We start from the raw sequence: 23,867 nt of genomic DNA, 5'->3' as shown, positions 1-23,867 counted from the left end.
GTAAAAAAGCCGCAAATTATGCGGCTTTTTTGTGTTCGATAATCAACAATAATACTTAATCAATCGAATTGGTAAAAGTTGCGTCTGGACGCTTATTTACAGTAACGCTTCAATGGCCTTTTTATCTTTATCAGGCATGTTGTCGACCACCAAATTAAACGAATTATCAATCATACGCTCAATTTCACCCTGTGGCACAGTCCCATCCAAAATCACAGTATTCCATAAGCGTTTATTCATATGATAACCAGGGATAACGGCAGGGAAAATGTCCCGTAATGATTGCGCCTCATCAGGATCGCATTTTAAGTTTAGCCACCAAATAGGTTCGCCATTTTCATCAGTTTCACCCTCATTGCTAAGTGCAAGAGTGGCAAACATTTTATGATTTACTTTATACACATCAACATCTTTAGCAAAAGGCTGGGTTAGTTTAACTAACGGCTTGTTCATTAAATAGGTATGTACAGTTTGTTGGTTCATGAGCCATTCCTTGAGGTCATAATCGATAACTTAACCATAGCAGCTTTTTGCCACTAGATAACACGAGTTTAAGTCTAAATTACAGATTTATGAGTCAGTACGAAGTAAGAAGCTAATCATATCACTTTATTGTTGAACAAAATCAGTTTCGTGGTATGTTTCTCGCAATCAAAAAAACAATAGGAATTCACCCATGCCAAAGGCAAGTGATGTTAAAAAAGGGACGGCTATTGACTTTAATGGCCGTGTATTAGTAGTAAAAGATATCGTACGTTCTGTACCACAAGGTCGTGCCGGTGGTAGTTTATACCGTATGCGTTTATACGATGTGGTCACGGGTAGCAAAGTTGACGAAACATTTAAAGACAGCGATATGCTTAACCTTGCAGATTTAACCCGTCGTGAAGCGATGCTGTCGTACATTGATGGTGATGAGTATGTCTTTATGGATAATGAAGACTACACGCCTTACAACTTGGCTAAAGAGGCCATAGCTGAAGAGATTCAGTTTGTTAACGAAGAGACCCAAGGCGTGCACGTTATTGTGATTGATGGTGCGCCAGTTGGGCTTGATCTTCCTTCAAGTGTTGAGCTTGTAGTTGAGGAAACCGACCCTTCAATTAAGGGGGCTTCAGCCAGCGCGCGTTCAAAGCCTGCTCGTTTATCAACCGGCTTAATTATTCAAGTGCCAGAGCATATCTCTACGGGCGATCGCATCCGTATTAATACTGCAGAGCATAAGTTTATGGGCCGTGCTGACAAGTAAGCCGCTATAAATCTATGATGATTAGCCGAGTATTTTAGTTGCTCGGCTTTTTTGTGTCTGATTAATTAGAATTGCAGTTAAATAATGCGTTGCTTCAAATTTAGCCAATTTAGCGTTATTATACGCGCCTTATTTTTGAGCAAGTTGAGGTAGTGGTGTTATTTATTTTGCTTAGCGGTGTATTTATAGCGCTTATGTATTTAGAAACCATTAAAAAGGGAATGCCTGTTAAACGCTGGTTATTTTTAGGTGGCGTGTTTGGTCCTGTTGCTTGGTGCTTGTTTAATATGCATTATCGACGTGCATTGATACGCAATATAGGTGTAAATGCGTGTCTATGGCGTGCTTAACTGGTCGCTCTAATTAAACTGAGTTTTGATTGGCTTTGTTGTTGTTTTAAAAACGCAGTAAATTCATCTTTTGAGAGTGGTTTAGAGTAGTAATAACCCTGCAGTGTTTCACAGTTTAGCTCTTCAAGTATGCTTATTTGCGACGCTTGCTCCACCCCTTCGGCAACTACATGCAAATCAAGGTTATGCGCAATAGTGACGATAGAGTCCACCATATTGCGGCCACGTTCAGTCTTCATATCATCGATAAAGGCTTTATCTACCTTAAGCGTATTGAGTGGAAACTGCTTTAAATACGCAAGTGATGAATAGCCGGTACCAAAGTCATCCATTGCTAAGTGAATACCACGGGCACTTAAAGAGCGCATAATCGCAATGGCTTCTTGTGGGTCGTCCATTACGGTGCCTTCAGTTATCTCAAGCTCTAAAAAGTACGAGGGCAGTTCATTTTTTTGTAAAATCACATCTATGCGCGAGGTTAAATCGGGTAGGCTAAATTGTTTTGCTGATAAGTTAACAGCAACACGGGCATTAAATAAGCCTGCATCTAACCACTGTTTTACATCGCGACAAGCTTTGTTTAAAACTACCTCACCAATTTCAATAATTTGCCCTGTTTCTTCGGCAATTGGAATAAATACCCCTGGGCTAATAACCCCCTTTTTCGGGGTAATAAAACGCACCAACGCTTCCATTCCAGCAAGCTTACCAGTACGAATATTCATTTTAGGCTGGTAATACACCTCAAAATGATCTTCTTTTAAGCCAAAGCGCATTAGGTTTTCTATTTGCAGTCGTTTTACTGCTTGGCGGTTCATGGTGTCATTAAAGAACAGGTAGCTATTGCCTTTCTTTTTAGCATGATACATCGCAGTATCGGCGTTCTTTAATAGTATTTCGGGGGTGTTACCATCTTCGGGGAACAACACTATACCAACGCTTGAGGTGATAGCAAGTTCATGGCCTGCCATTTTAAATGGTGTAGCTATGGCCGCCAAAAACTGTTTAGCCATGCGAGTGATAGTGAGAATATCGTTGGTGTTTGACATAACTAGCGCAAATTCATCGCCGCCAAGGCGATAAAATACGTCATTCTCACGGGTGAGCTTATTTAAACGCATAGCAAGCTTTGCCAGTAAACTATCACCTAATTGATGGCCTAATGAGTCGTTTATCTTTTTAAAGTTATCTAAATCAAATACGAGTAATGCATGATGAGAGTGCTGCTTTGCGAGTTTTTGTAAGTCAGAAAAAAACAAATTACGGTTAGGTAAGCTGGTGGTGCGATCTCGGTTTGATAAATTATTCAGTTCAGATTCGGTTTTTTTACGTTCGGTTAAATCTGAATACACCACCACATAATTGGTTATTTGATTTTGTGCGTTTTTAATTTCATCTATTGAAATTTCAAATGGCAGCAGAGCATGATCGCTATTGCGAAGCTTTACTTCTTCTTGAATATGTTCGTGCTTTCTAACGGTATTTTTTATGGATTCTATATAGCCTTTGTCGTAACCGGCTAAATGAAACTCTTTCTTTAGGTATTGCTCGCGTACGCCGCCAAACAAAGTTAAAAAGCTGGGATTAATATCCACAAGCCTAAAGTCTTTATCATAAATGGCCAGCGCATCAGTGAGTGACTCAACACATTTTGCAAATAAGTTAAGTCGATCTTCCGTTGATTTTAACTGCGAGATATCTCTGACTGTGCCAGTCATTCGCAGTGGGCTTAGGTTAGCGTCTTTTTCAATGATTTTTCCGCGGTCGAGCACCCAGTGCCATTTACCAAAGCTGTCTTTAATACGATAAGTTGCTTCAAAAAAAGTACTTTCTTCGGCAAAGTGTTTTTTTAGTAGGTAATCAACATGGGTTAAATCGCGGGGGTGGATCAAGCTTTTATTCGGTGGAAATTCTACTAGGTTATTACTATTCATCACGTATTTGTCATTGATACGAATAACTTTACCGGTTTTGATATTCCAATCCCATAGAGTATCACCACTGCCTTCTACGGTACTTTTTAATCGTTTTTCAGAAAGCTGTAATTGAGAGTGTGAACGCTTGAGTGAGTGAACAATCGTTAACAAATAAACCACAACTAACGACATTATTGCGCACACGCTCACGACCAGCGCATTTAAATTCAAGTTAAAAGATGACTCGAATGCACTCGCTGAGTAGGCTGTGGCCAAAGAGGCCAACAATAGAATGTATTTTATTATTTTGATTTTTTTCATTGTCTTACTTCTTATTAACAAAAGACAATCTAAATCAAGCGCGAGCAAGAGTCAAAGAGAATGCGAATAAAGTGGTAGTTTCTCAGACAAATTCACAGATTTGGCACTTAAAAGCTCATATCTTGGGCGATCTGCATTAAAAATTTCAGCGGCGTAGGCTTTTAAATCTTCAAGCGTTAATGCGTTTAAAGAATCCAGCAGGCGTTGCTGCATATTAAACCGATGATCGCCATTACCTATAGCAAGCCATAAACGTTGTGAACGTAAACGCAAATTTTTGTCTTTTTCAGCAATATGGGTTGTTAATCCATGTTTTTGTTGCAGCCAGTCTTGTTCTGTTAGTTCATTAATTGTTGCTAAATACTGGCTAATAAATAAATTATGCCTGTGCAGTAACGTGGTGGGCTCAAATTTTGGTGATTGTATATAAAAGGCAATACCAGCACGGGTATTAAAAGGAGCGTATCCTGCGCCTACTAAATAACCGAGTTGTTGCGTGGTTCTGAGTTCATTAAAGTAATCTTGATTAATTAAATGATTTAGCGCCATCATTTTCACTTTTTCAATAACGTCATCGCTTTGTGCTTGGTAGTAAATCACCATGGCATTATCGCTGCAGGCAAGTTCAAGCTCGTAGCGGGTCACTTTAGTAATTTCATAAAGTGGGCGCTTTAAATCGTTGATAACGGCTGATTTTTTAAGGTGCTGAGCGACCTTCTTTTGAAACTCAAGCGCATCATTTTGCTGCCAATTACCATGTAAAAAAGACTCAACATGAAGGGCATTAAAAAACGCTTGTCTAAATTCATTAAACTGATGGAAACAGGTGTCTTTGAGTGCATTTGCTAACTCGTCAGGCTGAGGATTCCACGGCATTATTTTAGCGCCTAAAATACTAAATAGCTCACTAACGGGTTTGTTTTGATTGCTATTACGCCAATGTCTAACTAATTGCTTTTTATATTCTGCAAAGCGTTTGGCACAAATTTTTACGTTAAATAGTGCATCAATCAGCTGATCGACTAATTCGAGTTGGCTTGAAGAAAGCCCCGCAGTATGAAGCGTTAAGCCACCTTGATGAGAGGTTAAGTGATAACTTAAGCCCGCAAGTTCCGCTGGGTAAAACTGTTCGCCAACACTGTCCATGAATAAATCTGAAAATAACCGCGTCAGGGCCATATGTTTCACATCTTTTACTGCAAAGTCAGAGTCCATGGCTAAATAAAAATGCCCTTTGGCGACTCTAAAGGTGGCGTCTTGTTTAAACCAAAAGTCAAAGCCTGCTTCTTTTACCAGTAATGTTGGATGTCGTTGCTGTGATTCAACCGGATATAAAATGACATCTTTAGCTAAATAAGGATTAGCCGTGGGCAATAGCATTTCACTTTGTGGCTGGCTAATCTGTGCAAGTGCTTCGAGCCAATGTAGCGACAATTTTTCAATTTTATAGGGGGTGTTATACCAAGCAGCTGTGTGTTCAGGCTCTACATCAGGATGAATAAGCACTAAACGCATGTTGTGCGGAGTTAACCACTGCATAGCCATTTCATGCGTGCTGGCTTTAAAGCCCTCCATTAAATAGTCACCCTGTAAGTAATTAACTTCATCGTAATGTTGCATGTTAATACTTAAATTACTGACCCAATCAATTAGGCGAGACTTTTCTTGGTTATCAAATGCGATTTGTAATAGTTTTTGCTTATCTTGATATAGGCGAGGTAATTTGCTGGTGTTGTTATTAATTAAACAAATGTATTCAAACACCATTTCAATAATATCTTCGTAGTATTCAATGCCTTCATCGGTCAGCGCCATACTAATATTAAAGTCTTTAAAATTACTGCCATTAATTCCGCCACCTGCAGAGAGGGCATTGATCCAACCTTGCTCTTTAAGCACAGAATACAACGAGCCTTGCCCCTCATAACCTAGTAAGTGCGCAATAAAGCTGACCGTTTTATGACGATAAAAATCGTCAATGTTTGGCATGGCAAAGCTAATAATCAGCTTTTGTACATGTTTGTGTGGCTCAATATGAAGCAACTTACCCAAGTCTTGGCTGCGATAAAGCGGCGCTTCTATAGGTGGCTTTAATTGGTGTTTATCTCCCTTTATCTGGGAAAAATACTGGGTTGCCCATGCCTCAAGTGTATCTAATGACTCATTGGCACAAATCACTAACGTCATCCACTGAGCTTGGTAATGCTGATTAAAAAAGTCACGTAATTCATCACTAATACAGCGCTTTCTATCTGCTAATGTTTGCAAGTTTCCCACTGAGAACTTAGCAAAAGGATGTTCTGGGTTAACCGTTTCTTTATGCACTTGATAAATTCGACGGCCATCGTCTTTAATTTTTAATTTAAACTCAGCCTCAATAGCATTACGTTCTTTTTCTGTTTCTGCTGGGTTTAATGTAGGCGCTATAAAAAACCGGCTAAATTGCGCTAATGCTGTTTCAATATGATGGTTATTAATATCAAAGAAATAGCAGGTATGCTCTGTGCCAGTCCACGCGTTGGTATTGCCACCAGACTGCGAGACAAAATTATTAAAACTTCCTGATTCAGGATAAAGGTCAGTGCCTAGAAACAACATATGCTCTAAAAAGTGCGCTAGGCCTTGTCTATCAAGCGGATCATCAAAGTGACCAGCGTTAACAGCCATGGATGCGGCAGCTTTTGCTGAGTCTTGATCGTGCACTAAAAGTACTTTTAGACCATTGTCCAGTGTTAGTGTGCGGTAAGCTCTGTTATCATTGGTGCTGATTTTCAAATGATGCTCCTGAAACTAAACGTATAATTGTTAACAACAGATGATAACTTCAGGAATGCAATGCTATTTACCTGAACATCATGAAAGAACTATTTTAAGAAAATAAATAGGTTTGAGTTATTAATATAGCGGAAATTCGAGCAAACTGGCTACTGTTTTATATTCTTTAATTGGTTGATTTTTTATGAAAACAATCTTGATAATGCGTCATGGTGAAGCAATACCGATGCACTCTGATGATGTCAGTAGAAATTTGACTCCTTTGGGCCATCAGCAGGTAGAAAAAATGGGGCTGTGGTTACAAAAAAAGCATGCTCCAACGGGGTTATTAGTGAGTCCTTATGTAAGAGCGCAGCAAACAGCTGAGGGTGTTAAAAAAAATAATACCTTTTTATTTGAAGAGACCTGCCAAGATATTATTCCTGAAGGTAACCCGCAGGTTGCTGCAGATTACTTAGAAACGTTAATTGCGCTTCATCCAGAATGCGATACTTGGCTTGTGGTTGCCCATATGCCTATGGTGAGCTATTTGGTTGATCAGTTGTGTGCTGGGCACATGCCTATTTTTAATACCGGCGCTGTTGCACAAATTAGTTATGATGAAACTCGCCACAAAAGTGATTATATCACCATTAATGCACCAGCGAATGTAGATGCATAGTGTGTATATTAGCATTTAGCTAAGCCACTTTCTGTTAGATAAATGCCAATACTTTTAGGTATTTGTCTACAGTAGAATTGTTAACCACATACTAAAACTCACCACACTCAAAACTGTCGATAAAACAACCGCACTGGCTAACGTATCTTGATGTTGTTTTATTTGGCATGCAATTAAGTACGCATTAACCCCTAAGGGGGATGCGCTCAATAATACGAGTACTTTTAAGAGTGACTCATTAATAGCAAATACATGTGAGCCTAACACTAATACTAAGGCGGGCAATATAACTAGCTTTAACAGGCTGGCAATAGCTGCCGCTTGCCAGTTATCGCTAATTTTATAAAAAGCTAAGTTTGCGCCTAAAACAAATAACGCACAGGCAATGGCAGGTTTAGCTAAAAGCGCTAAGCCATTAGTTAAATCAGCAAATAAAGTAATCCCTGCTAAATTTACCAACAAACCCGTGCTAATACTCAATACGACAGGGTTGAGTAGCATATTTTTGGCAAATGTTGACCAAGAAAACACATGACTGGTACTGTTTGCACTAATTAAAAAGGTAAGGGTGAACAATAGCGCGCTATGAAAGGTGATGATCATAAAGATAATGCCCATCATTTGCTCACCTAATGCTGCAATAATAATGGGCAAGCCCACCAATACGGTATTTGAATAACTACTGCCAAGGGCAAATACACTGTGACGTTCATATTGAGGATGTTTAGAGAGAGTGTAGCGGTCAATAATGAGCGCAAAAAAATAAATTAAAATAACGGGAATATAAAAGCTTAAAAAGCCATTTAAGCTCACGCTGGTTTTTAGGTCTGCCTGGGCCATATTTAAAAATAAAAAACTGGGTACACTAATGTAAAAAGTAAATTTACTGAGCCCTGTTATATGAATGCGTTCTAAAAACTGACTTCGGCTTGCTATGTAGCCGCATAACACAATAAAAATAAGCGGAAATATAATCGAAAATATATGCACTAAAAAAGACTCTTATTGATTGGCTCTAGTGCTCAGCGTCTAAACTCATCACTTTGCGGTAAGTTAATTAATATGAGTACCGCCCCTTTACCGCCATACTCAAGCGGAGCTTGGTGCATAGCAATTACATCGGGGTGTTGCACTAAATATTGCGGTACTTTATGCCTGAGGATATGGCCGCCAATTCCGTGTACAACACAGGCACAATAGTAATGCTTTTTTTTACACTCATGAATAAGCCCTGCGAGTTCATCTTTGGCTATCTCTTTATTTAAGCCATGCAGGTCGAGGGTTAAATCAGGAATAAAATCTCCTCGACGAAGTTGTTTGGCTAAAAAACGATCCTGACCCTGTTGCACATAATTAACGGTACCATGTGTGTCTATATCGGGCACATATTCATCAGAAAAGAAAAATTCTGACTGTTGTTGCTTTTTTTGCTGGGCAAATTGCTTCGCTTGTGACACTTTAGGTTTATTGCTAAAACGGTGAGTGTCTTGTTTAAATACACGCGCACCACTGATACTTTGACGGAACAAGTCAATGTCGTCAGGACTAATTAGGCTGTTTGAGTGGGGATCTTTTTTCATAGCGGCAGTCTAAACAAAAAAGCGGTAAAAATCGAGTAAAAAGGTGTGATACCCAAGCAGCTTTGAGGTGCATAGTACAGCGCCATTAAGGTTAGTTTAAAAGCGATTTATACTGCGTTATTGATTTGAACAATAGAGTGACTATTATTTGCAATCAAAGCCTTACCTAAATCGCTTTTAACACTAACTGCGCTCGCACCTAGAGGTGGCTTGGGTATACAATAGGGCAATCATGGGGCCAATGATGCGCCCCGATTGAGTTTATTTTTTTTGAAAGTAGCAGGCAGATAATACTGATGAGTGAATTACTAATAGAAGAAGCAACCCTAGATGAAGCTGTTGCAGAACTTTCAACCTTACACGATTGGCTTCGTTGGACAACTAGTCAATTTGCAAGTAGCGGTATTTTCTTTGGTCATGGCACCGATAACGCATGGGATGAAGCGGTAAGTTTGTTATTACCGGCGCTTAGTTTGCCTATCGATGCACCCAAAGAGCTGATGCATGCGCGTTTAACCAGTACTGAAAAAAATCGTTTAGCGGGCTTGATTGCCGAGCGCATTAACGATTTTACCCCAGTACCTTACCTTACCAACATTGCATGGTTTGCTAACATGCCATTTTATGTGGATGAACGCGTATTAATTCCTCGCTCGCCTTTTGCTGAGCTTATTAATAATCGCTTCACCCCTTGGTTAGAAAAACCAGAGTCAGTAGGGCGTATTTTAGATTTATGTACAGGCTCAGGTTGTATTGCTATTGCCTTGGCACAAGCGTTCGAGAATGCGCAAGTTGATGCGGTTGATATATCCTATGAAGCGCTTGAAGTGGCTGATATTAATATCACTGACTATCAACTAAGTGATCGCGTACTACCGATTCAGTCTGACGTATTCAGTGGTGTACCTGGGCAAAAATACGACTTAATCGTAGCAAACCCACCGTACGTTGATGCTGAAGATATGGCTGATTTACCACGTGAATTCCACCATGAACCAGAACTAGGATTAGCATCGGGACACGATGGCCTTGATGTAACACGTACTATTTTAGATCAAGCTAGTGAGCATCTAACAGATAACGGTTTGTTATTTGTCGAAGTAGGTAACTCTATGGTACATATGGATGCACTGTATCCAGGCGCACCATTTGAATGGATTGAGTTTGAACAAGGCGGATTAGGGGTGTTTGTTATTAGCAAACAACAACTAGATGCCTACTTTGCACAGTAACAATTAATACTAGCCATTCATCCGAAATGGCTGGGCAAAACAATAGCCGAGTTAATCCTCGGCTATAAGTCATTAGGAATGAGGAAAGTTAATGGCAGGTAATAGCATAGGGCAGTTATTTAAAGTGTCCACCTTTGGCGAAAGCCACGGCGTTGCATTAGGCGGCGTAGTGGATGGCACGCCCGCAGGCCTTGAAATCACTGAGGCCGACATACAACACGATTTAGACAGACGCAAACCTGGGCAAAGTCGCTATACCACGCAGCGCCGTGAGAGCGACCAAATCAAAATTTTAGCGGGCGTTTTTGAAGGTAAAACCACTGGTACTAGCATTGGTTTATTAATTGAAAATACCGATCAACGTTCACAAGATTATGGCAAAATTAAAGACGTATTTCGCCCAGGCCACGGTGACTATACCTACTGGCACAAATACGGCCTTCGCGATTACCGTGGTGGTGGCCGTTCATCTGCGCGCGAAACCGCTATTCGGGTTGCCGCAGGCGCTATTGCTAAAAAGTATTTAAATCAATTTCATGGTATTGAAGTACGTGCGTGTTTGAGCCAATTAGGGCCAATTAAAGCTGAAAATTACGATTGGGATGAGGTGGAAAATAACTTATTCTTTTTCCCAGACGTTAGCAAGCTTGAAGCACTCGATGAATATATGCGCGAGCTTAAAAAGCAAGGCGACTCAGTGGGCGCGAAACTCAAGGTGGTCGCTAAAAATGTGCCTGTTGGTTTAGGTGAGCCGGTATTTGATAGGCTAGATGCCGAACTTGCACATTCATTAATGAGTATTAACGCTGTAAAAGGCGTTGAAATTGGCGATGGCTTTGATGTGGTTGAGCAAAAAGGCTCAGAGCACCGTGATGAGTTAACCCCTGATGGTTTTACCTCAAATCATGCCGGCGGCGTATTGGCAGGTATTTCTACAGGGCAAGATATAATCGCATCCATTGCGCTTAAGCCAACATCAAGCATTACCATTCCCGGTAATAGTATTAATACCGAAAATGAAGCGGTCGAGATGATCACCAAAGGTCGTCACGATCCTTGTGTAGGCATTCGTGCTATTCCGATTGCTGAGGCAATGATGGCCATTACTTTAATGGATCATTTACTACGTCAACGCGGTCAAAACCCACATGTTAACCACGAACATGGGCCAATTAAAGGCGCTATTTAAGCGCGCTTTACTATAAATTAATAATAAACGCGCACTAGCGCGTTTATTATGTACAGGCTATACATCTTTATTGCCGCTCAATAATTTCCATGTGCTTAGCGCACCTAAAAATAAAGAGCAGTTATTATGCAAAAAAATAATCAATCTCACGTTACACAAGCTGAATATAAAGCCACCATAAAACGGCTTGAAGAGTTTAGCCGCTTTACCGACAGCAGCATTGGTATTCCGTTTACTAAATTTAGTTTCGGTGTCGAATCATTGATAGGGCTATTGCCAGTGGTAGGCGATTTAGCCGGGCTTATTTTATCTGGGTATGTACTAATTGAAGCGCAGCGATTGGGTGTTGGTAAGCGAGTAAAAAGCCGGATTATTTTAAACATGTTAGTTGATTTTGTAGGTGGGCTTATTCCATTTTTTGGTGATATTTTTGATGCTATGTTCAAAGCAAATACGCGCAACACCCGCATACTTAAAAAGCATTTAAGCGATAAGCTAACCACAAATCCATAAACCATTTAAGTTAATAAATGTGTAATTAGCTCCCATTATTAATTATTTATTTGGTATCAAAGAAGTACTTAGCGATGACCTGTTTTTGTTGCCCAAACTGATCAGAAATTCCAATTCCAATCCCAATTATTTCACCTTGTGCTTGCGGTGGCTCAGCTTGCATGACTTTATTAAACGCAGCCAATGCAGGGTTTTGCTCATTTGCAAGTAGGGTTAAATGTGGCTGAAAGTTTTGAAACACATTTGGGCTACCATAACGCTCAAAGGCCACGAGTTTATTAGGGTAATGCTTTACCCAACTTGGTACTGGCGCTTGATGATCGCGAAGTGGCTCAAGTTTAAGTGTCACTTCATCGGCTAAGCGTTGTAACTGATAAGATTTTTCTAAGTCTATAAAGGCCCAATTACTGGCAGATACACTAAACCCATTGGCTTTAATTTCAAAAGGTTGATGTTTCTTTACAATACGCCCCACCACCTGCTTAATTTCATTTTGTGCCTCTTGCGGATAATCAGTCAAATATAATGTGGCATGCACGGGTAAGCCTTGCTGATAAAACGTGGTTATTTGCTGTTTGGCTAGTTCATTGCTGGTTGTAGCCATGAGCTCAACAATTGGCGAAGAGGGAATAGCAAACACGTTAATACTCACGCTTTTTGCATAACTATTGGCAGAGGCACTCAGTAGCGCTAAAAAAGTAAGAATGCTAACTGGCCATGCTTTAGTGGTGTGTTGTTTAACCATAAGAGTGTATTCATTTAGGTTTTTAGTTTGCATATGGTAAGCGCAATTAGGTGTTCAGTAAATAATGGCATAAAGTTTTTAAATTTCTGATTTTGTGACTAATATTATTTTAGCTCAAACAATTAATGATTAACTTACTTCATAGGCTTTGAATATTGCTAAATTGCAATTTTCAACGACGTATATTTACTGCTTTTAAAAGTGTCGCAAGGAACGTTCAATGATATTTAAAGCGCTTAAAAAGTTAACAAAAACAGTACGCTTTTCTATTCGTTTAACGGTTGTGGCAGTATTTGTGTTGGCAACGTCTATTACCGCTATTATAGCCACGAGCTTACAGTATTATTTCAGTGAAAAAATGGCGCTCGAGTCGAATGTGCAACACTTTAATATGACCACTCAATCGGTTGCTGATTACCTAACACGCATTAATGAAAAATCTGAAAATACTTTATATATGATGGTAAAAAACACCTCGTTAGTCGGTGAAAACCTTTCAGATAAAACAGAGCTACGAAATGTATTAAGTGAAATGATGGATTTGAACCCTTTGTTTTATGCTTTTTATATGGGCTATAACAATGGTGACTTTTTTGAGGTTATTAATCTTGAAAGTAGTGCGATGGTTCGTCAGCGCCTTGGTGCAACGGATAATGACCGCTGGGTCGTTATTCAAATAAAATCTGAAGAAGGGCAAAGAATACAGCAAACGCTTTATTTTGATGCGTCATTTAGCTTAAGAGAAAAAACCAAAAAACCGACGTATTTTGATCCCCGCGAGCAAGCATGGTTTAAGCAAGCAAACTCACAGCAAGTAAACAAAACCAAGCCTTATCTATTTACCCATTTACAAACCTCTGGGCAAACGTATTCGATTAAAATAGCGGGTAAAAACCATGTGCTTGGCTTAGGGATTATCGTTGATAACATGTCTAATTATTTAATCGAACAGCAACAGCGTTTGGAGATGCACAGCTCAACACAGTTACTTATTTATAACCGAGAAGGAGAAATTATTGCATCAAATCAGCCCTTTAGCTCAACGGTTGAGGCAAGGCTAAATCGGTTGATACTGGATGAGCAACAGCAAAAAATAGTTGCCAAATATCCTACTATCACAGTTTCAAATGAAACCAATTGGGCACCTATGGATTTTAGTGTCAGTGGTAAGCCTAAAGGCTACAGTGTTGAATATATAAATGCGATTGCTGAACTGTTGGGTATTAAGGTTAATTATATTAATGGACTCAGTTGGCAAGAATTACTTAATTTATTTGAAAATAAGCAGATAGATGTGATTCATCCGGTACTTAATACAGCATCGAATAATGCATTGGGTATGCTCAGTATACCCATGGTAACTTTGCCTTTAAGTATTGTTAATCAACAAAACAATCCACCAATTACCCATATGCAGCAACTTGCTGGTAAGTCAGTTGCGGTGGGAGAGGGCTGGTCAATTGTAAAAATATTACGAGCGCAATTTCCAGAAATTAACCTCGTGGAAGTTCCCAACACAAAGGCGTTGTTAATGCATGTTGCCAATGGTGATACTTATGCGGGAATAGACAGCAAAGCCGTATTGCAATATATACAGCAGCAATTTTTTATTGAGGGGATCCAATACAATCCGCTTGATGAAGACAGTGCCGCGCTTTTTTCAAATGACTACCATTTATTGTTTCAAAACCAAGACGCGCAATTAAAAGCTTTGTTTGATTACGCAGCCACGCAACTTCCTCTGCAATTTAAACAACAGCTTAGTGATAAATGGCTCAATACTAACTCAGGGAAAAAATCAAAAATTGTAGGCACTGTTCCTGATGAGCAATTAATCACTTTATTGGATGATGATAGTAATTTCTCTAAGCTACAGTTAGTGAACATTAATGGTAAAGAACAGTATGTTTTTATTAAGCCACTATCTGATTATTTAGCGCTAGCTAGTACGGGCTATTTAGCCATTATGGTTTCTAAAGAAGATGTATTGAGCTCCACAAGAGAAAAAATAAAGCTTTCAATAATAATTACGGTTGCCTGCTTAATTATGATGTTACCAGTGTCGTGGTTTTTTGCATCCCCCATTGTCGGTCCTATTAAAACGCTGGTGGGTGAAAACAATAAAATTAAAAATCGGCAGTTTAAACAAGTCTCGACTTTAAAAAGTCATATTAAAGAAATTAATACGTTAGCTTACTCTATGGTTGATATGAGTAAGTCGATACAGCAACATGAAGACAGTCAAAAAGCACTCATGGCGTCGTTTATCGAGTTAATAGCACAAGCCATTGATGATAAATCTCCCTATACAGCGGGGCATTGCGAGCGCGTACCTGAGCTCGGTATTGAGCTTGCTAAGGCCGCTTCAGAGTCAGAGTTACCCGCTTTTAAAGGGTTTAAGTTTAAAAATGATGATGAGGTTGAAGAATTTAGTTTAGCCGCTTGGCTACATGATTGCGGTAAAATAACCACTCCAGAGCACATAGTTGATAAAGGCACTAAGCTGGAGACTATTTATAATCGTATTCATGAAATTAGAACGCGTTTTGAGGTACTTTGGCGAGATGCCGAACTTGATTACTATAAATCATTGCAACACAGTCCTCAAAATCAGCTCGACTTAACCAAGCAGTTGGCAGCTAAACAGCAACAGTTGCTGGACGACTTTGCTTTTATTGCACAATGTAATATTGGCGGCGAAAAAATCACAGAAGCTGCCCTTGAGCGTTTAACTGCGTTGAGTAATATTACTTGGCAGCGTCATTTTGACGATAAGTTGGGGCTTTCACCAGTAGAAATGTATCGCTATGAAGGGACTGATGACACGCTTCCCATCACAGAAAAATTACTCAGTGATAAACCTTGGCACTTAATTCCTCATGATAAGCCGATTGAATATGATGAGCGTTTAGGGATTAAAATTGCCCCATGTAAATATAAATATAACCTAGGGGAGCTTTATAATTTAACAGTTTCAAGAGGCACTCTTACTAAAGAGGATAGGTTTAAAATTAATGAGCACATGATAAGTACGATACGTATGCTCGATACACTGCCGTTCCCTAAAGAACTTGAGCGCGTACCGCGTTATGCCTCTACTCACCATGAAACATTAAAAGGAACTGGCTACCCGCGTAAACTCAATGCGGATGACTTATCGATACCAGAACGAGTATTGGTGCTAGCTGATATTTTTGAAGCCCTAACGGCGGCCGACAGACCCTATAAAAAGGCAAAAACACTCAGCGAGTCGATGAGTATATTAGCCAAAATGGTGGCCGATCATCATGTTGATAAAGCCGTGTTTGAACTGTTTTTAAGTTCAGGTATTTATCTTGATTACGCTAAACGCTACCTCAGTGCTGAACAAATAGATGAGGTAGATATCTCTCAATACTTGTCATAACAACAATGAGCATGACTTAGCGTGTGTAAACTTAAAGAGATTTATGTGAACATCGCTTTAAATCGCTAGCTTTTTACTTTGTGCAGAAAAGTACGTACAATTCGCCTCGTTTTTAGTGCGCTTTATATTAGTTTTATATGGCTATAAAGCATCGGGTTCAAACGAGTATACGAAATATTTATGCATCAAATAGCGGATTTAATTTCTATTTTCGAACACACTTTTTTCCAAAGCTATAATACGCGTTTGGTAAAAGGTGAGCACGAGCCTATCTACATTCCCGCAAATGATACAACGCCTTATCATCAAATTGTATTTGCCCATGGTTTTTACGCCAGTGCGCTGCACGAAATAGCCCATTGGTTAGTGGCAGGTTCTCAGCGCCGCTTAGTTGAAGATTATGGTTATTGGTATTGCCCCGACGGGCGCGATGCTACACAGCAAGCAGAGTTTGAATCTGTAGAGGTAAAACCCCAAGCAATAGAGTGGGCATTGAGTGTGGCTGCCGGGTTTGATTTTAACGTATCGGTAGATAATTTAAATGGTGAGCAAACTTGTCGATTTGCGTTTCAATCGCGTGTACATGCAAAGTTATTAGAGTTATTGCAAAACGGGTTTAACCCAAGAACAACCTTACTATTAAAAGCACTGTGTAAATTTTATAACACAACGTGGCCTTTAAATGCTGCGCAGTTTTCATGGCATTCTCCCGAGGAGCTAAAAGATGCAGTTTAAGTTAGGGCTGATTGTAAACCCGGTTGCAGGATTGGGCGGTAGCGTGGCGTTAAAAGGCAGTGACGGCGAAGACACCGCCGCTAAAGCCATTGCATTAGGCGCTGAGCCTAAATCAAATAGCCGCACTAAAGCTGCACTTGAAGTGCTTGTACCTCATCAGTCAAATATTACTATTTATACTGTTAATGATGAAATGGGGGAGCAAACAGCAAAATCACTCGGCTTTAATACGCAAGTGGTTTATCAAAGTAGCTCACCCACAACCAGTGACGATACTGAAGCGGCAGCACGTTTATTACAGCAGCAAGGTGTAGATTTAATTTTATTTGCAGGTGGCGATGGCACAGCACGTAATATTTGCCATGCGGTAGAAGATTCTGTACCTGTGTTGGGCATTCCTGCAGGGTGTAAAATTCACTCTGGAGTATATGCCATAACGCCAAAAGCTGCAGGCCGCGTAGTTGAAATGTTAGTTAAAGGTGAGTTGGTAACGCTAAGCGATGCCGATGTCATGGACATTGATGAAGTCGCCTTTCGCCAAGGAACAGTAAAAGCAAAACGTTATGGCGAAATGCAAGTACCCAGTGAAGTGCGCTATGTACAAGCGGTTAAAAATGGCGGTAAAGAAACTGATGAGCTGGTGCTAGCAGATATAGCTGCTTATGTCGTTAGTGAAATGGATGCCGATACCCTCTATGTAATGGGCAGTGGCTCTACCGTTGGCGCGGTGATGGAAGAAATGGGGCTTGAGAATACGCTGCTCGGTGTTGATTTAGTTGAAGATCAAGCTTTAGTAGGCCAAGACTTAACAGCTCAACAATTACTTGAACTTACGACAGGGCGTGAGACAAAATTAGTGATCACTCTAATTGGCGGTCAAGGGCATATTTTTGGTCGAGGCAATCAACAACTCAGTCCTGCGTTAATTAAAGCGATAGGCCGCGACAATATTATTGTCGTGGCAACAAAAACCAAATTACAGGCTTTAAATGGCCGACCGCTAATTTGTGACACCGGCGATAGCGAGTTAGATGATGAATTAAGCGGTTATATCCGTGTAACCAGTGGGTTTAACGACCATATTATGTATGCAGTAGGTCATCAAGATGGGCTGCACCTTGAGGAGAAGTAACACATGAGTTTAGTAAATTACATAGATGCTGCGCAGCAATATTTTGATGATTTAGTGATAAAAGCCACTGATGATGAGCTATTTGCCGGCGGTTATTTACGTGGTCACTTTGATTTAGCGGTAGGGTATGCCCAAGTTGAGGAGCTAAATTTAGAAATTACTGAGCTAAACGACACCGTTGAAAAAAGCCTAGTAAAAGCCTATCGCAATGGCGAACTTAATGAAGACGATAAAGCACTCGTAGTAAGAATATGGGATGAAGTAAAAGCACTCGCATAAGCTTTTTTATTCATTTATAACTGCGCGGCCACTGAGCCGCGTTTTTTTGTGCCTAAAAAAGAACTTGTTTATTCAGTTAAAATTTACCTCATTCCTTAGATACGCTAAAGTAGCACAGTCTAAATTCTAGGGAACAAGTGAAATGAATAACAATAATGATGCGACAATGCCAACGGGCATAGTTGCGCGATTTTTAAATTTTGTTGAGCGGGTAGGTAATAAGCTGCCTGATCCAGCAATTATCTTTTTGTTTGCCATGTTATTAATCTGGTTTTTGTCTTGGTGGTTTTCAAGCGTCACATTTGATGCAATAGACCCTCGTACTGGCGAAGCCATTATCATTAATAACATGCTTGCCAGCGATTCGTTGGCCACTTTTTTATCTTCTATGGTAAAAACATTCACCGGTTTTGCACCACTGGGTGTAGTGCTGGTTGCAATGCTAGGTGTGGGCGTTGCAGAGCATTCGGGCTTTATTAATACCGGCCTTAAATTAATGCTCAAAGTAACGCCTAGAAAATTACTAACACCCTCAATTATTTTAGTGGCTATTGTGAGCCATACGGCGACCGATGCAGGGTATGTGCTGGTTATTCCACTTGCTGGGGTAATATTTTTTGCAGCAGGTCGTCATCCGCTTGCCGGTATTGCAGCGGCATTTGCTGGGGTAAGTGGTGGCTTTGGGGCTAACTTTATTCCATCTGGAATTGACCCGTTACTGCAAAGCTTTACGCAAAGTGCAGCACAAATTATTAATCCAACAATGAGCATTAACCCGCTTAATAACTGGGGCTTTGCTTCAGCATCAAGTTTATTTATTGTGATGCTAGGTTGGTATATCACCGATAAAATTATTGAACCACGTTTAAAAAATTCACCCGTTGATGGCGAAACTCAAGACCTACCAGCATTTGAAGATGCGCGTAGTGACGAAAAGCGCGCCTTTTTTATTGCTAGTTCCGTAATGATTGCAGGTATTGCATTATTAGCGTATGTATCTGCACCAGCTGATTCAGCGATGCGCAGCAGCGATGGCTCTTTAACAAACTTTAGCTCACCACTAATGCAATCAATAGTACCGCTGATATTTTTGTTATTTTGGATCCCAGGCGCAGTATATGGTTTTACCGTAGGCACCTTTAAAACCTCTAAAGACATGATAGATGCAATGAGCAAAGCCATGAATGGTATGGCGTATTACATTGTTATGGCATTCTTTTGTTCATTATTCATTGCTGCATTTAGTAAATCAAACCTAGGTGCATTGCTGGCAATTGAAGGGGCTCAAGTATTAAAAGCAATGGAGTTACCGAGCTCTGTAACGGTCGTAGGGATTATTTTCTTAACTGGTTTTGTAAACTTATTTGTTGGTTCAAGTTCGGCTAAGTGGGCACTATTAGGTCCGGTATTTGTTCCTATGCTAATGCAACTCGGTATTTCGCCAGACTTAACGCAAGCGGCGTACCGTGTGGGAGATTCTAGCTCTAATATTATCACTCCGCTCATGCCATACTTCCCACTAGTTGTGGTGTACTGTCAAAAATACGTTAAAGGTACAGGCATAGGTACGCTTATCGCGATGATGCTACCGTATTCAATCGCCTTTATGATTGGCTGGAGTATCTTCTTGCTAGGCTACTGGGCACTGGGTATCCCATTAGGGCTTGATGCCAGCTACGTGTACCCAGCAGTAGCGCCTTAACTTAAATCTTGATTCATAAACCTCACTCACTCGAGTGAGGTTTATACAAAAGTGCTGTAATATTCAAAGTAAGTCTAAGTTACCTTTCTAAATCTCTCACTATATAGCCAAACAAACTGGCCTCACCAAAAATATAAACATAATCGTTTTTGTTATTGATTATTGTAGACTTATCTTCGTACCATCTAAAATCATGAGTTTCGTTTGTTTTAGGATCTTTAAAATATAAACGAGTACAACTATCTTCATAATCAGAACCACACTTTTGTACATCAGTTAGGATATATTCCTTATACCAATAGTCGCCTTGCGTGTAGTAAGCCCATAACTTAATGGGCTCAGAGATAAAAATATAGAGTGTTCCATAGATTAAAAAAGGGATTAATGGATACGTGAATATTAATGATAATTTCGTTTTTGTATCTGAGAAACTATATTTAAGATGCTCCCTGTATTTACTGCAGCGTCTATATTTATTGAATACAAGTATATTTAAATAGATGAATGATGCGCCACAAATAATAGGGAGTGCTATAAAGAAAATAACGTCGTATATTTCATTTGTGATAAATGGTGGATCTGTAAAGTCCATTAAGATAGGAATAATGATACATAATAAAATAGGGAACATTATTGCTACAAAGAGTAAGTTGTCGTAATTTCTTTTCAATTTTTAATTCGTCCATGAATTATAGCCTTTGCTTAGTTTACATAAATTTTATTGTTTTAAAAATCAAAGAAAACATGTTTATACACATTAAGTAATCTGAGTTTTGGATAATAAAGCTATCTCAATCAGCTTTTTCAACGCTAATTGCGTTGAATTTACTTACAATAGGCTAGCTATTGACGCGTAATTTCGCCTTGTTTTCACTGCAATCTCTGGTTAGAGAAAACAAAAAAATATTTTTTAATTCAATCTGTTAGTTAAGTGCCTAATACTGACTTGCGGCTTCAAGTTACGGAAATTAAGCTGATACCTGAATTCCAGACACAAAAAAGCCTTGGCACTTTCATGCCAAGGCTTTTTTTCTAAAGAGTCGTTGCTTACTTAGCGGTAAAGCTAACTGGGCGACGTTCTTTACGAGGGCCGCTACGCTTATCAGGGCGTTGACCATCTTTATTAAAGCTACGCTTCTTGTCACCAGCAGGGCGTTCAGAACGCTCGCCGCGTGGCTCAGAAGGGCCTTGATCTTGTGTTAATGTCATACCCATTGGGCGTTTACAAATAAACACTTTTTGGAAGTGATCAAGTACATCTTTAGGCATGTTTTGCGGTAATTGAACCGTACTGTGACTGTCGTGAAGACGAATGTCACCAATAAACTTGCTTGAAATGTCTGCTTCGTTAGCAATTGCGCCAACAATGTTCTTAACCTGAACACCATGCTCACGACCTACTTCGATACGGTATGTATCCATAGGGCCTGCATCACGGCTGTTACGCTCGCGTGGTTTACGCTCAGCGCGCTCACCACCGCGTTCAGGGCGTTCGTTACGACGACCACGGTCATTGCTACGAGGATTACGATCATTACGTTCGTTACGCTCACGCGGTTGAATCTTAACTTCTTCAACTTTAATTGGTGATTGTTGCTGTGCTAAACACAGTAACGCACCCGCTAAGTCTTCAGGAGCAAGCTCAAGTTTTTGTGCCATGTTAGCAGCCACTTCATTGAAGAAAGTAATATCTTTGTTTTCAAGAGCAAGCGTAAGCTTTTCTTGTAAGGCATTGATACGTTTTTCTTCAACAACTTTAGCTGTAGGTAATTCAACTTGTGCGATTTCAGATTTAGTATGACGAATGATATTTTTAAGTAAATAACGCTCGTTATGCTTAACGAAAAGAATCGCTTTACCAGTACGACCAGCACGACCTGTACGGCCGATACGGTGAACGTAGGCTTCAGAGTCTTGTGGAATGTCGTAGTTGATAACTAAGCTTAAACGGTCTACATCAAGACCACGTGCCGCTACGTCTGTTGCAATAACAACGTTTAGCATGCCGCTTTTTAAACGATCAACCGTGCGCTCACGCGCTTGCTGGTTCATGTCACCGTTAAGTGGCGCTGCAGAGAAACCTTCGCGCTCTAATAACTCAGCAAGTTGCACTGTGTCGTTACGCGTACGTACGAAAACAATAGCACCTTCATATTGTTCAGCTTCTAAGAAACGAACAATCGCTTTATTTTTATGTACGTGTGCATTCCAAAACACTTGCTCAACTGATGATACAGTTGAGTTGCGCGCAGAAATATGAACCTGTTCAGGGTTATTCATATATTTGCTGCTGATGTTTTGAATTTGCTTAGGCATAGTCGCAGAGAAAAGACATGTTTGCTTTTCACGCGGTGTTTTTTCCATGATGCTTTCTACATCATCGATAAAGCCCATACGTAGCATTTCATCGGCTTCATCAAGTACAAGTGCTTGTAAAGCATCAAACTTGATAGTGCCACGGTTTATGTGATCGATTAAGCGACCTGGTGTAGCAACGATAATCTGTGCGCCACGACGAAGTGCGCTCAGCTGGATGCTGTAGCTCTGGCCACCATAAAGTGCCAATACTTCAACACCACGAGTGTGTTTTGCATATTGTTCAAATGCCTCAGCTACTTGGATCGCAAGCTCACGGGTAGGTGTGAGTACAAGGATCTGTGGCTGTTTCACAGACGGGTCAATATTATTTAGTAATGGCAGTGCAAATGCTGCTGTTTTACCTGTACCCGTTTGTGCTAGTCCCAGTACGTCCTTTCTTTCTAGCAATAACGGTATACATTGAGCTTGGATTTCAGATGGTGTCTTGTAACCCAACTCTTCAACTGCCTTTAAAATTGCAGGAGAAAGATTTAGAGATTCAAACGTGACTGGTTCTGACATTAATACGCCTCAACGAATTTAAAGAGGCGCGCATTGTATAGGAAATGCGAGGCAAATGCTTGTATAAATTACAACTAATTTATATGTGTTTGATGTTGGTCGAAATTTAACCAGTCTCAATTGTGCGTTAATTGAGCTGGTTAACACTCTGTCTACAAAATTACTGGTAAAGGCCTAGGTTTTCTTTAGCATAAGCTTCAAATTCAGTGAATCCACCAATATGAGTTTGGTCTACAAAAATCTGCGGTACGGTTGGGCATGGTTTGCCTGCAGACTTCTCTAAATCTTCTTTACTGATACCTTCTTTGATGATGTCAATGTAGCGGTATTTAAAATCATCGCGATCATTAGCAAGTTGCTCTGCAACATCTTTAGCGCGAACACAAAAAGGGCAGCCTTCACGGCCAAAAATTACTGTTAACATAACGCTCTCCTCAAATTAGTTGACCCTAGTGTAACTAATTTCATTTTTTATTACAGTGCAAAAAAACGATTATTGCGTTCGCTTTTTTTAGGGCCTGTAAAAAAATAAAAATATTTTATAAAAAAATCTTGAAATAAAATTGCCCGCCCATAAATAGTTATTTGAGGACGCCTGATGGGTCTTCAGTAAATCAGAACTATTTGAAAATTATATTATTAATTAACTTTTGCCGTTACTTGTTCAAACGAAAAGTAGCAGCAATATATCGCTTAAATATGAGGATATTATTATGCGTACAGTAGATTTATCACCCCTATACCGTTCATTCATTGGTTTCGATCATTTAGCATCATTAATGGATGCCGCTGCACGAACTGATAAGCAGCCAAGTTTTCCTCCTTATAACATCGAAGCGCTTGATAAAGACAAGTACCGTATCACTATGGCAGTCGCTGGATTTAGTGAAGACGAGTTAAGCTTACAATCTGAAAACAACACTTTGGTTGTATCAGGCACTAAAGCAGGTAAAGAGCAAAATGATGAGCGCAAATTTATTCATCAAGGGATTGCCGAGCGTAACTTTGAGCGTAAGTTCCAGTTAGGCGACCACGTTAAAGTACTCGGTGCAGACTTAGCCAATGGCTTACTAAGCATCGACCTTGAACGTGAGATCCCAGAAGCGCTTAAGCCACGTAAAATCGAGATTGGCTCAGGCAATATGCTAGAAAGCAAATAGTTAAGCTAGCACATGTATTTTCCCTGTGAAAAGCCGCCATTT

General features: G+C 40.0%; 20 protein-coding genes. 12 read left to right on the top strand and 8 right to left on the bottom strand.

Annotation, left to right across the window (positions count from 1 at the left end; all coding sequences use genetic code 11):
• Nucleotides 1-96: 96 nt before the first annotated feature.
• Nucleotides 97-483, bottom strand: a complete 387-nt coding sequence (locus N523_RS0116085) for an MmcQ/YjbR family DNA-binding protein (protein WP_028835371.1) — start codon at nt 481-483, stop codon at nt 97-99.
• A gap of 193 nt (nt 484-676) precedes the next feature.
• Between N523_RS0116085 and efpL the strand changes: the two genes are divergently transcribed.
• Nucleotides 677-1,249: an elongation factor P-like protein EfpL gene (efpL, locus tag N523_RS0116080; RefSeq protein WP_028835370.1), complete on the top strand. Its 573-nt coding sequence runs from the start codon at nt 677-679 to the stop codon at nt 1,247-1,249.
• A gap of 155 nt (nt 1,250-1,404) precedes the next feature.
• The gene (locus N523_RS0116075; RefSeq protein ID WP_024602809.1) at nt 1,405-1,599 is read left to right on the top strand and encodes a hypothetical protein; all 195 of its coding nucleotides are present in this window, start codon (nt 1,405-1,407) and stop codon (nt 1,597-1,599) included.
• Here the strand turns inward: N523_RS0116075 and N523_RS0116070 are convergent.
• Nucleotides 1,596-3,836 carry a sensor domain-containing protein gene (locus N523_RS0116070; RefSeq protein WP_028835368.1) on the bottom strand — a complete coding sequence of 747 codons (2,241 nt, stop codon included), beginning with the start codon at nt 3,834-3,836 and terminating at the stop codon, nt 1,596-1,598. The two genes, N523_RS0116075 and N523_RS0116070, sit on opposite strands and share 4 nt — an antisense overlap.
• A 51-nt stretch (nt 3,837-3,887) precedes the next feature.
• Nucleotides 3,888-6,611 carry an insulinase family protein gene (locus tag N523_RS0116065; protein ID WP_028835367.1) on the bottom strand — a complete coding sequence of 908 codons (2,724 nt, stop codon included), beginning with the start codon at nt 6,609-6,611 and terminating at the stop codon, nt 3,888-3,890.
• A 184-nt stretch (nt 6,612-6,795) separates the two neighbouring features.
• On the opposite strand from N523_RS0116065, the gene sixA reads away from it, so the two are divergent.
• Nucleotides 6,796-7,272 (top strand): phosphohistidine phosphatase SixA, encoded by a 477-nt coding sequence (gene sixA, locus N523_RS0116060; protein ID WP_024602806.1) that lies wholly within the window; start codon nt 6,796-6,798, stop codon nt 7,270-7,272.
• A gap of 66 nt (nt 7,273-7,338) precedes the next feature.
• Here sixA and N523_RS0116055 read toward each other — a convergent pair whose 3' ends face one another.
• On the bottom strand, nt 7,339-8,262 hold the full coding sequence (locus tag N523_RS0116055) for an AEC family transporter (protein ID WP_028835366.1): 924 nt from the start codon (nt 8,260-8,262) through the stop codon (nt 7,339-7,341).
• A gap of 32 nt (nt 8,263-8,294) precedes the next feature.
• Complete coding sequence (smrB, locus tag N523_RS0116050) at nt 8,295-8,852, bottom strand: endonuclease SmrB (RefSeq protein ID WP_016899440.1); 558 nt, start codon at nt 8,850-8,852, stop codon at nt 8,295-8,297.
• Nucleotides 8,853-9,148: 296 nt separating this feature from the next.
• On the opposite strand from smrB, the gene prmB reads away from it, so the two are divergent.
• From prmB to N523_RS0116035, 3 genes are all read left to right on the top strand, one after another.
• The gene (gene prmB / locus N523_RS0116045; RefSeq protein WP_013464520.1) at nt 9,149-10,084 is read left to right on the top strand and encodes a 50S ribosomal protein L3 N(5)-glutamine methyltransferase; all 936 of its coding nucleotides are present in this window, start codon (nt 9,149-9,151) and stop codon (nt 10,082-10,084) included.
• Nucleotides 10,085-10,175: 91 nt separating this feature from the next.
• On the top strand, nt 10,176-11,273 hold the full coding sequence (aroC, locus tag N523_RS0116040) for a chorismate synthase (protein WP_028835365.1): 1,098 nt from the start codon (nt 10,176-10,178) through the stop codon (nt 11,271-11,273).
• Between the two features lie 126 nt (nt 11,274-11,399).
• Complete coding sequence (locus tag N523_RS0116035; protein WP_028835364.1) at nt 11,400-11,786, top strand: DUF4112 domain-containing protein; 387 nt, start codon at nt 11,400-11,402, stop codon at nt 11,784-11,786.
• A gap of 46 nt (nt 11,787-11,832) precedes the next feature.
• On the opposite strand, the gene N523_RS0116030 is transcribed toward N523_RS0116035, so the two are convergent.
• Nucleotides 11,833-12,531, bottom strand: coding sequence for a 2'-5' RNA ligase family protein (locus tag N523_RS0116030; protein ID WP_028835363.1), 699 nt, complete (start codon nt 12,529-12,531; stop codon nt 11,833-11,835).
• 220 nt (nt 12,532-12,751) lie between these two features.
• On the opposite strand from N523_RS0116030, the gene N523_RS0116025 reads away from it, so the two are divergent.
• The 5 genes from N523_RS0116025 to N523_RS0116005 all read left to right on the top strand — a co-directional run bounded on the left by N523_RS0116025 (nt 12,752) and on the right by N523_RS0116005 (nt 19,785).
• Entirely contained in the window at nt 12,752-15,937 is a 3,186-nt protein-coding gene (locus N523_RS0116025) for an HD domain-containing phosphohydrolase (RefSeq protein ID WP_028835362.1), read from the top strand.
• Between the two features lie 180 nt (nt 15,938-16,117).
• Entirely contained in the window at nt 16,118-16,672 is a 555-nt protein-coding gene (locus N523_RS0116020; protein ID WP_028835361.1) for an elongation factor P hydroxylase, read from the top strand.
• Nucleotides 16,662-17,804 (top strand): ATP-NAD kinase family protein, encoded by a 1,143-nt coding sequence (locus N523_RS0116015; protein ID WP_028835360.1) that lies wholly within the window; start codon nt 16,662-16,664, stop codon nt 17,802-17,804. The genes N523_RS0116020 and N523_RS0116015 overlap by 11 nt, the downstream gene beginning before the upstream one ends.
• Before the next feature lie 3 nt (nt 17,805-17,807).
• Nucleotides 17,808-18,083: a YfcL family protein gene (locus N523_RS0116010; RefSeq protein ID WP_024602794.1), complete on the top strand. Its 276-nt coding sequence runs from the start codon at nt 17,808-17,810 to the stop codon at nt 18,081-18,083.
• Between the two features lie 142 nt (nt 18,084-18,225).
• Complete coding sequence (locus N523_RS0116005; RefSeq protein ID WP_024602793.1) at nt 18,226-19,785, top strand: AbgT family transporter; 1,560 nt, start codon at nt 18,226-18,228, stop codon at nt 19,783-19,785.
• A gap of 1,047 nt (nt 19,786-20,832) precedes the next feature.
• Here N523_RS0116005 and N523_RS0115995 read toward each other — a convergent pair.
• Together N523_RS0115995 and N523_RS0115990 are read right to left on the bottom strand one after the other, a co-directional pair.
• Nucleotides 20,833-22,665, bottom strand: coding sequence for a DEAD/DEAH box helicase (locus N523_RS0115995; protein ID WP_016899447.1), 1,833 nt, complete (start codon nt 22,663-22,665; stop codon nt 20,833-20,835).
• A 160-nt stretch (nt 22,666-22,825) separates the two neighbouring features.
• A complete protein-coding gene (locus tag N523_RS0115990) occupies nt 22,826-23,089 on the bottom strand; it encodes a GrxA family glutaredoxin (protein ID WP_008114535.1) in 264 nt (87 codons plus the stop codon).
• Nucleotides 23,090-23,378: 289 nt separating this feature from the next.
• On the opposite strand from N523_RS0115990, the gene N523_RS0115985 reads away from it, so the two are divergent.
• Entirely contained in the window at nt 23,379-23,825 is a 447-nt protein-coding gene (locus tag N523_RS0115985) for an Hsp20 family protein (protein WP_016899448.1), read from the top strand.
• Nucleotides 23,826-23,867 lie beyond the last annotated feature (42 nt).

The sequence above is a fragment of the Pseudoalteromonas sp. 23_GOM-1509m genome (assembly GCF_000518425.1).
In the GTDB taxonomy this organism is placed as follows: Bacteria; Pseudomonadota; Gammaproteobacteria; order Enterobacterales; family Alteromonadaceae; genus Pseudoalteromonas; species Pseudoalteromonas tetraodonis.
Note: the sequence above shows the minus strand (reverse complement) of the source record. Positions and strands in the feature narration are given on the sequence as shown.

What these genes read in the sequence shown, in the direction of transcription:
- N523_RS0116085 (WP_028835371.1), bottom strand. Translation starts at nt 483, where the DNA reads ATGAACCAACAAACTGTACATACCTATTTAATGAACAAGCCGTTAGTT.
- efpL (WP_028835370.1), top strand. Translation starts at nt 677, where the DNA reads ATGCCAAAGGCAAGTGATGTTAAAAAAGGGACGGCTATTGACTTTAAT.
- N523_RS0116070 (WP_028835368.1), bottom strand. Translation starts at nt 3,836, where the DNA reads ATGAAAAAAATCAAAATAATAAAATACATTCTATTGTTGGCCTCTTTG.
- sixA (WP_024602806.1), top strand. Translation starts at nt 6,796, where the DNA reads ATGAAAACAATCTTGATAATGCGTCATGGTGAAGCAATACCGATGCAC.
- smrB (WP_016899440.1), bottom strand. Translation starts at nt 8,852, where the DNA reads ATGAAAAAAGATCCCCACTCAAACAGCCTAATTAGTCCTGACGACATT.
- prmB (WP_013464520.1), top strand. Translation starts at nt 9,149, where the DNA reads ATGAGTGAATTACTAATAGAAGAAGCAACCCTAGATGAAGCTGTTGCA.
- aroC (WP_028835365.1), top strand. Translation starts at nt 10,176, where the DNA reads ATGGCAGGTAATAGCATAGGGCAGTTATTTAAAGTGTCCACCTTTGGC.
- N523_RS0116035 (WP_028835364.1), top strand. Translation starts at nt 11,400, where the DNA reads ATGCAAAAAAATAATCAATCTCACGTTACACAAGCTGAATATAAAGCC.
- N523_RS0116030 (WP_028835363.1), bottom strand. Translation starts at nt 12,531, where the DNA reads ATGGTTAAACAACACACCACTAAAGCATGGCCAGTTAGCATTCTTACT.
- N523_RS0116025 (WP_028835362.1), top strand. Translation starts at nt 12,752, where the DNA reads ATGATATTTAAAGCGCTTAAAAAGTTAACAAAAACAGTACGCTTTTCT.
- N523_RS0116020 (WP_028835361.1), top strand. Translation starts at nt 16,118, where the DNA reads ATGCATCAAATAGCGGATTTAATTTCTATTTTCGAACACACTTTTTTC.
- N523_RS0116015 (WP_028835360.1), top strand. Translation starts at nt 16,662, where the DNA reads ATGCAGTTTAAGTTAGGGCTGATTGTAAACCCGGTTGCAGGATTGGGC.
- N523_RS0116010 (WP_024602794.1), top strand. Translation starts at nt 17,808, where the DNA reads ATGAGTTTAGTAAATTACATAGATGCTGCGCAGCAATATTTTGATGAT.
- N523_RS0116005 (WP_024602793.1), top strand. Translation starts at nt 18,226, where the DNA reads ATGAATAACAATAATGATGCGACAATGCCAACGGGCATAGTTGCGCGA.
- N523_RS0115995 (WP_016899447.1), bottom strand. Translation starts at nt 22,665, where the DNA reads ATGTCAGAACCAGTCACGTTTGAATCTCTAAATCTTTCTCCTGCAATT.
- N523_RS0115990 (WP_008114535.1), bottom strand. Translation starts at nt 23,089, where the DNA reads ATGTTAACAGTAATTTTTGGCCGTGAAGGCTGCCCTTTTTGTGTTCGC.
- N523_RS0115985 (WP_016899448.1), top strand. Translation starts at nt 23,379, where the DNA reads ATGCGTACAGTAGATTTATCACCCCTATACCGTTCATTCATTGGTTTC.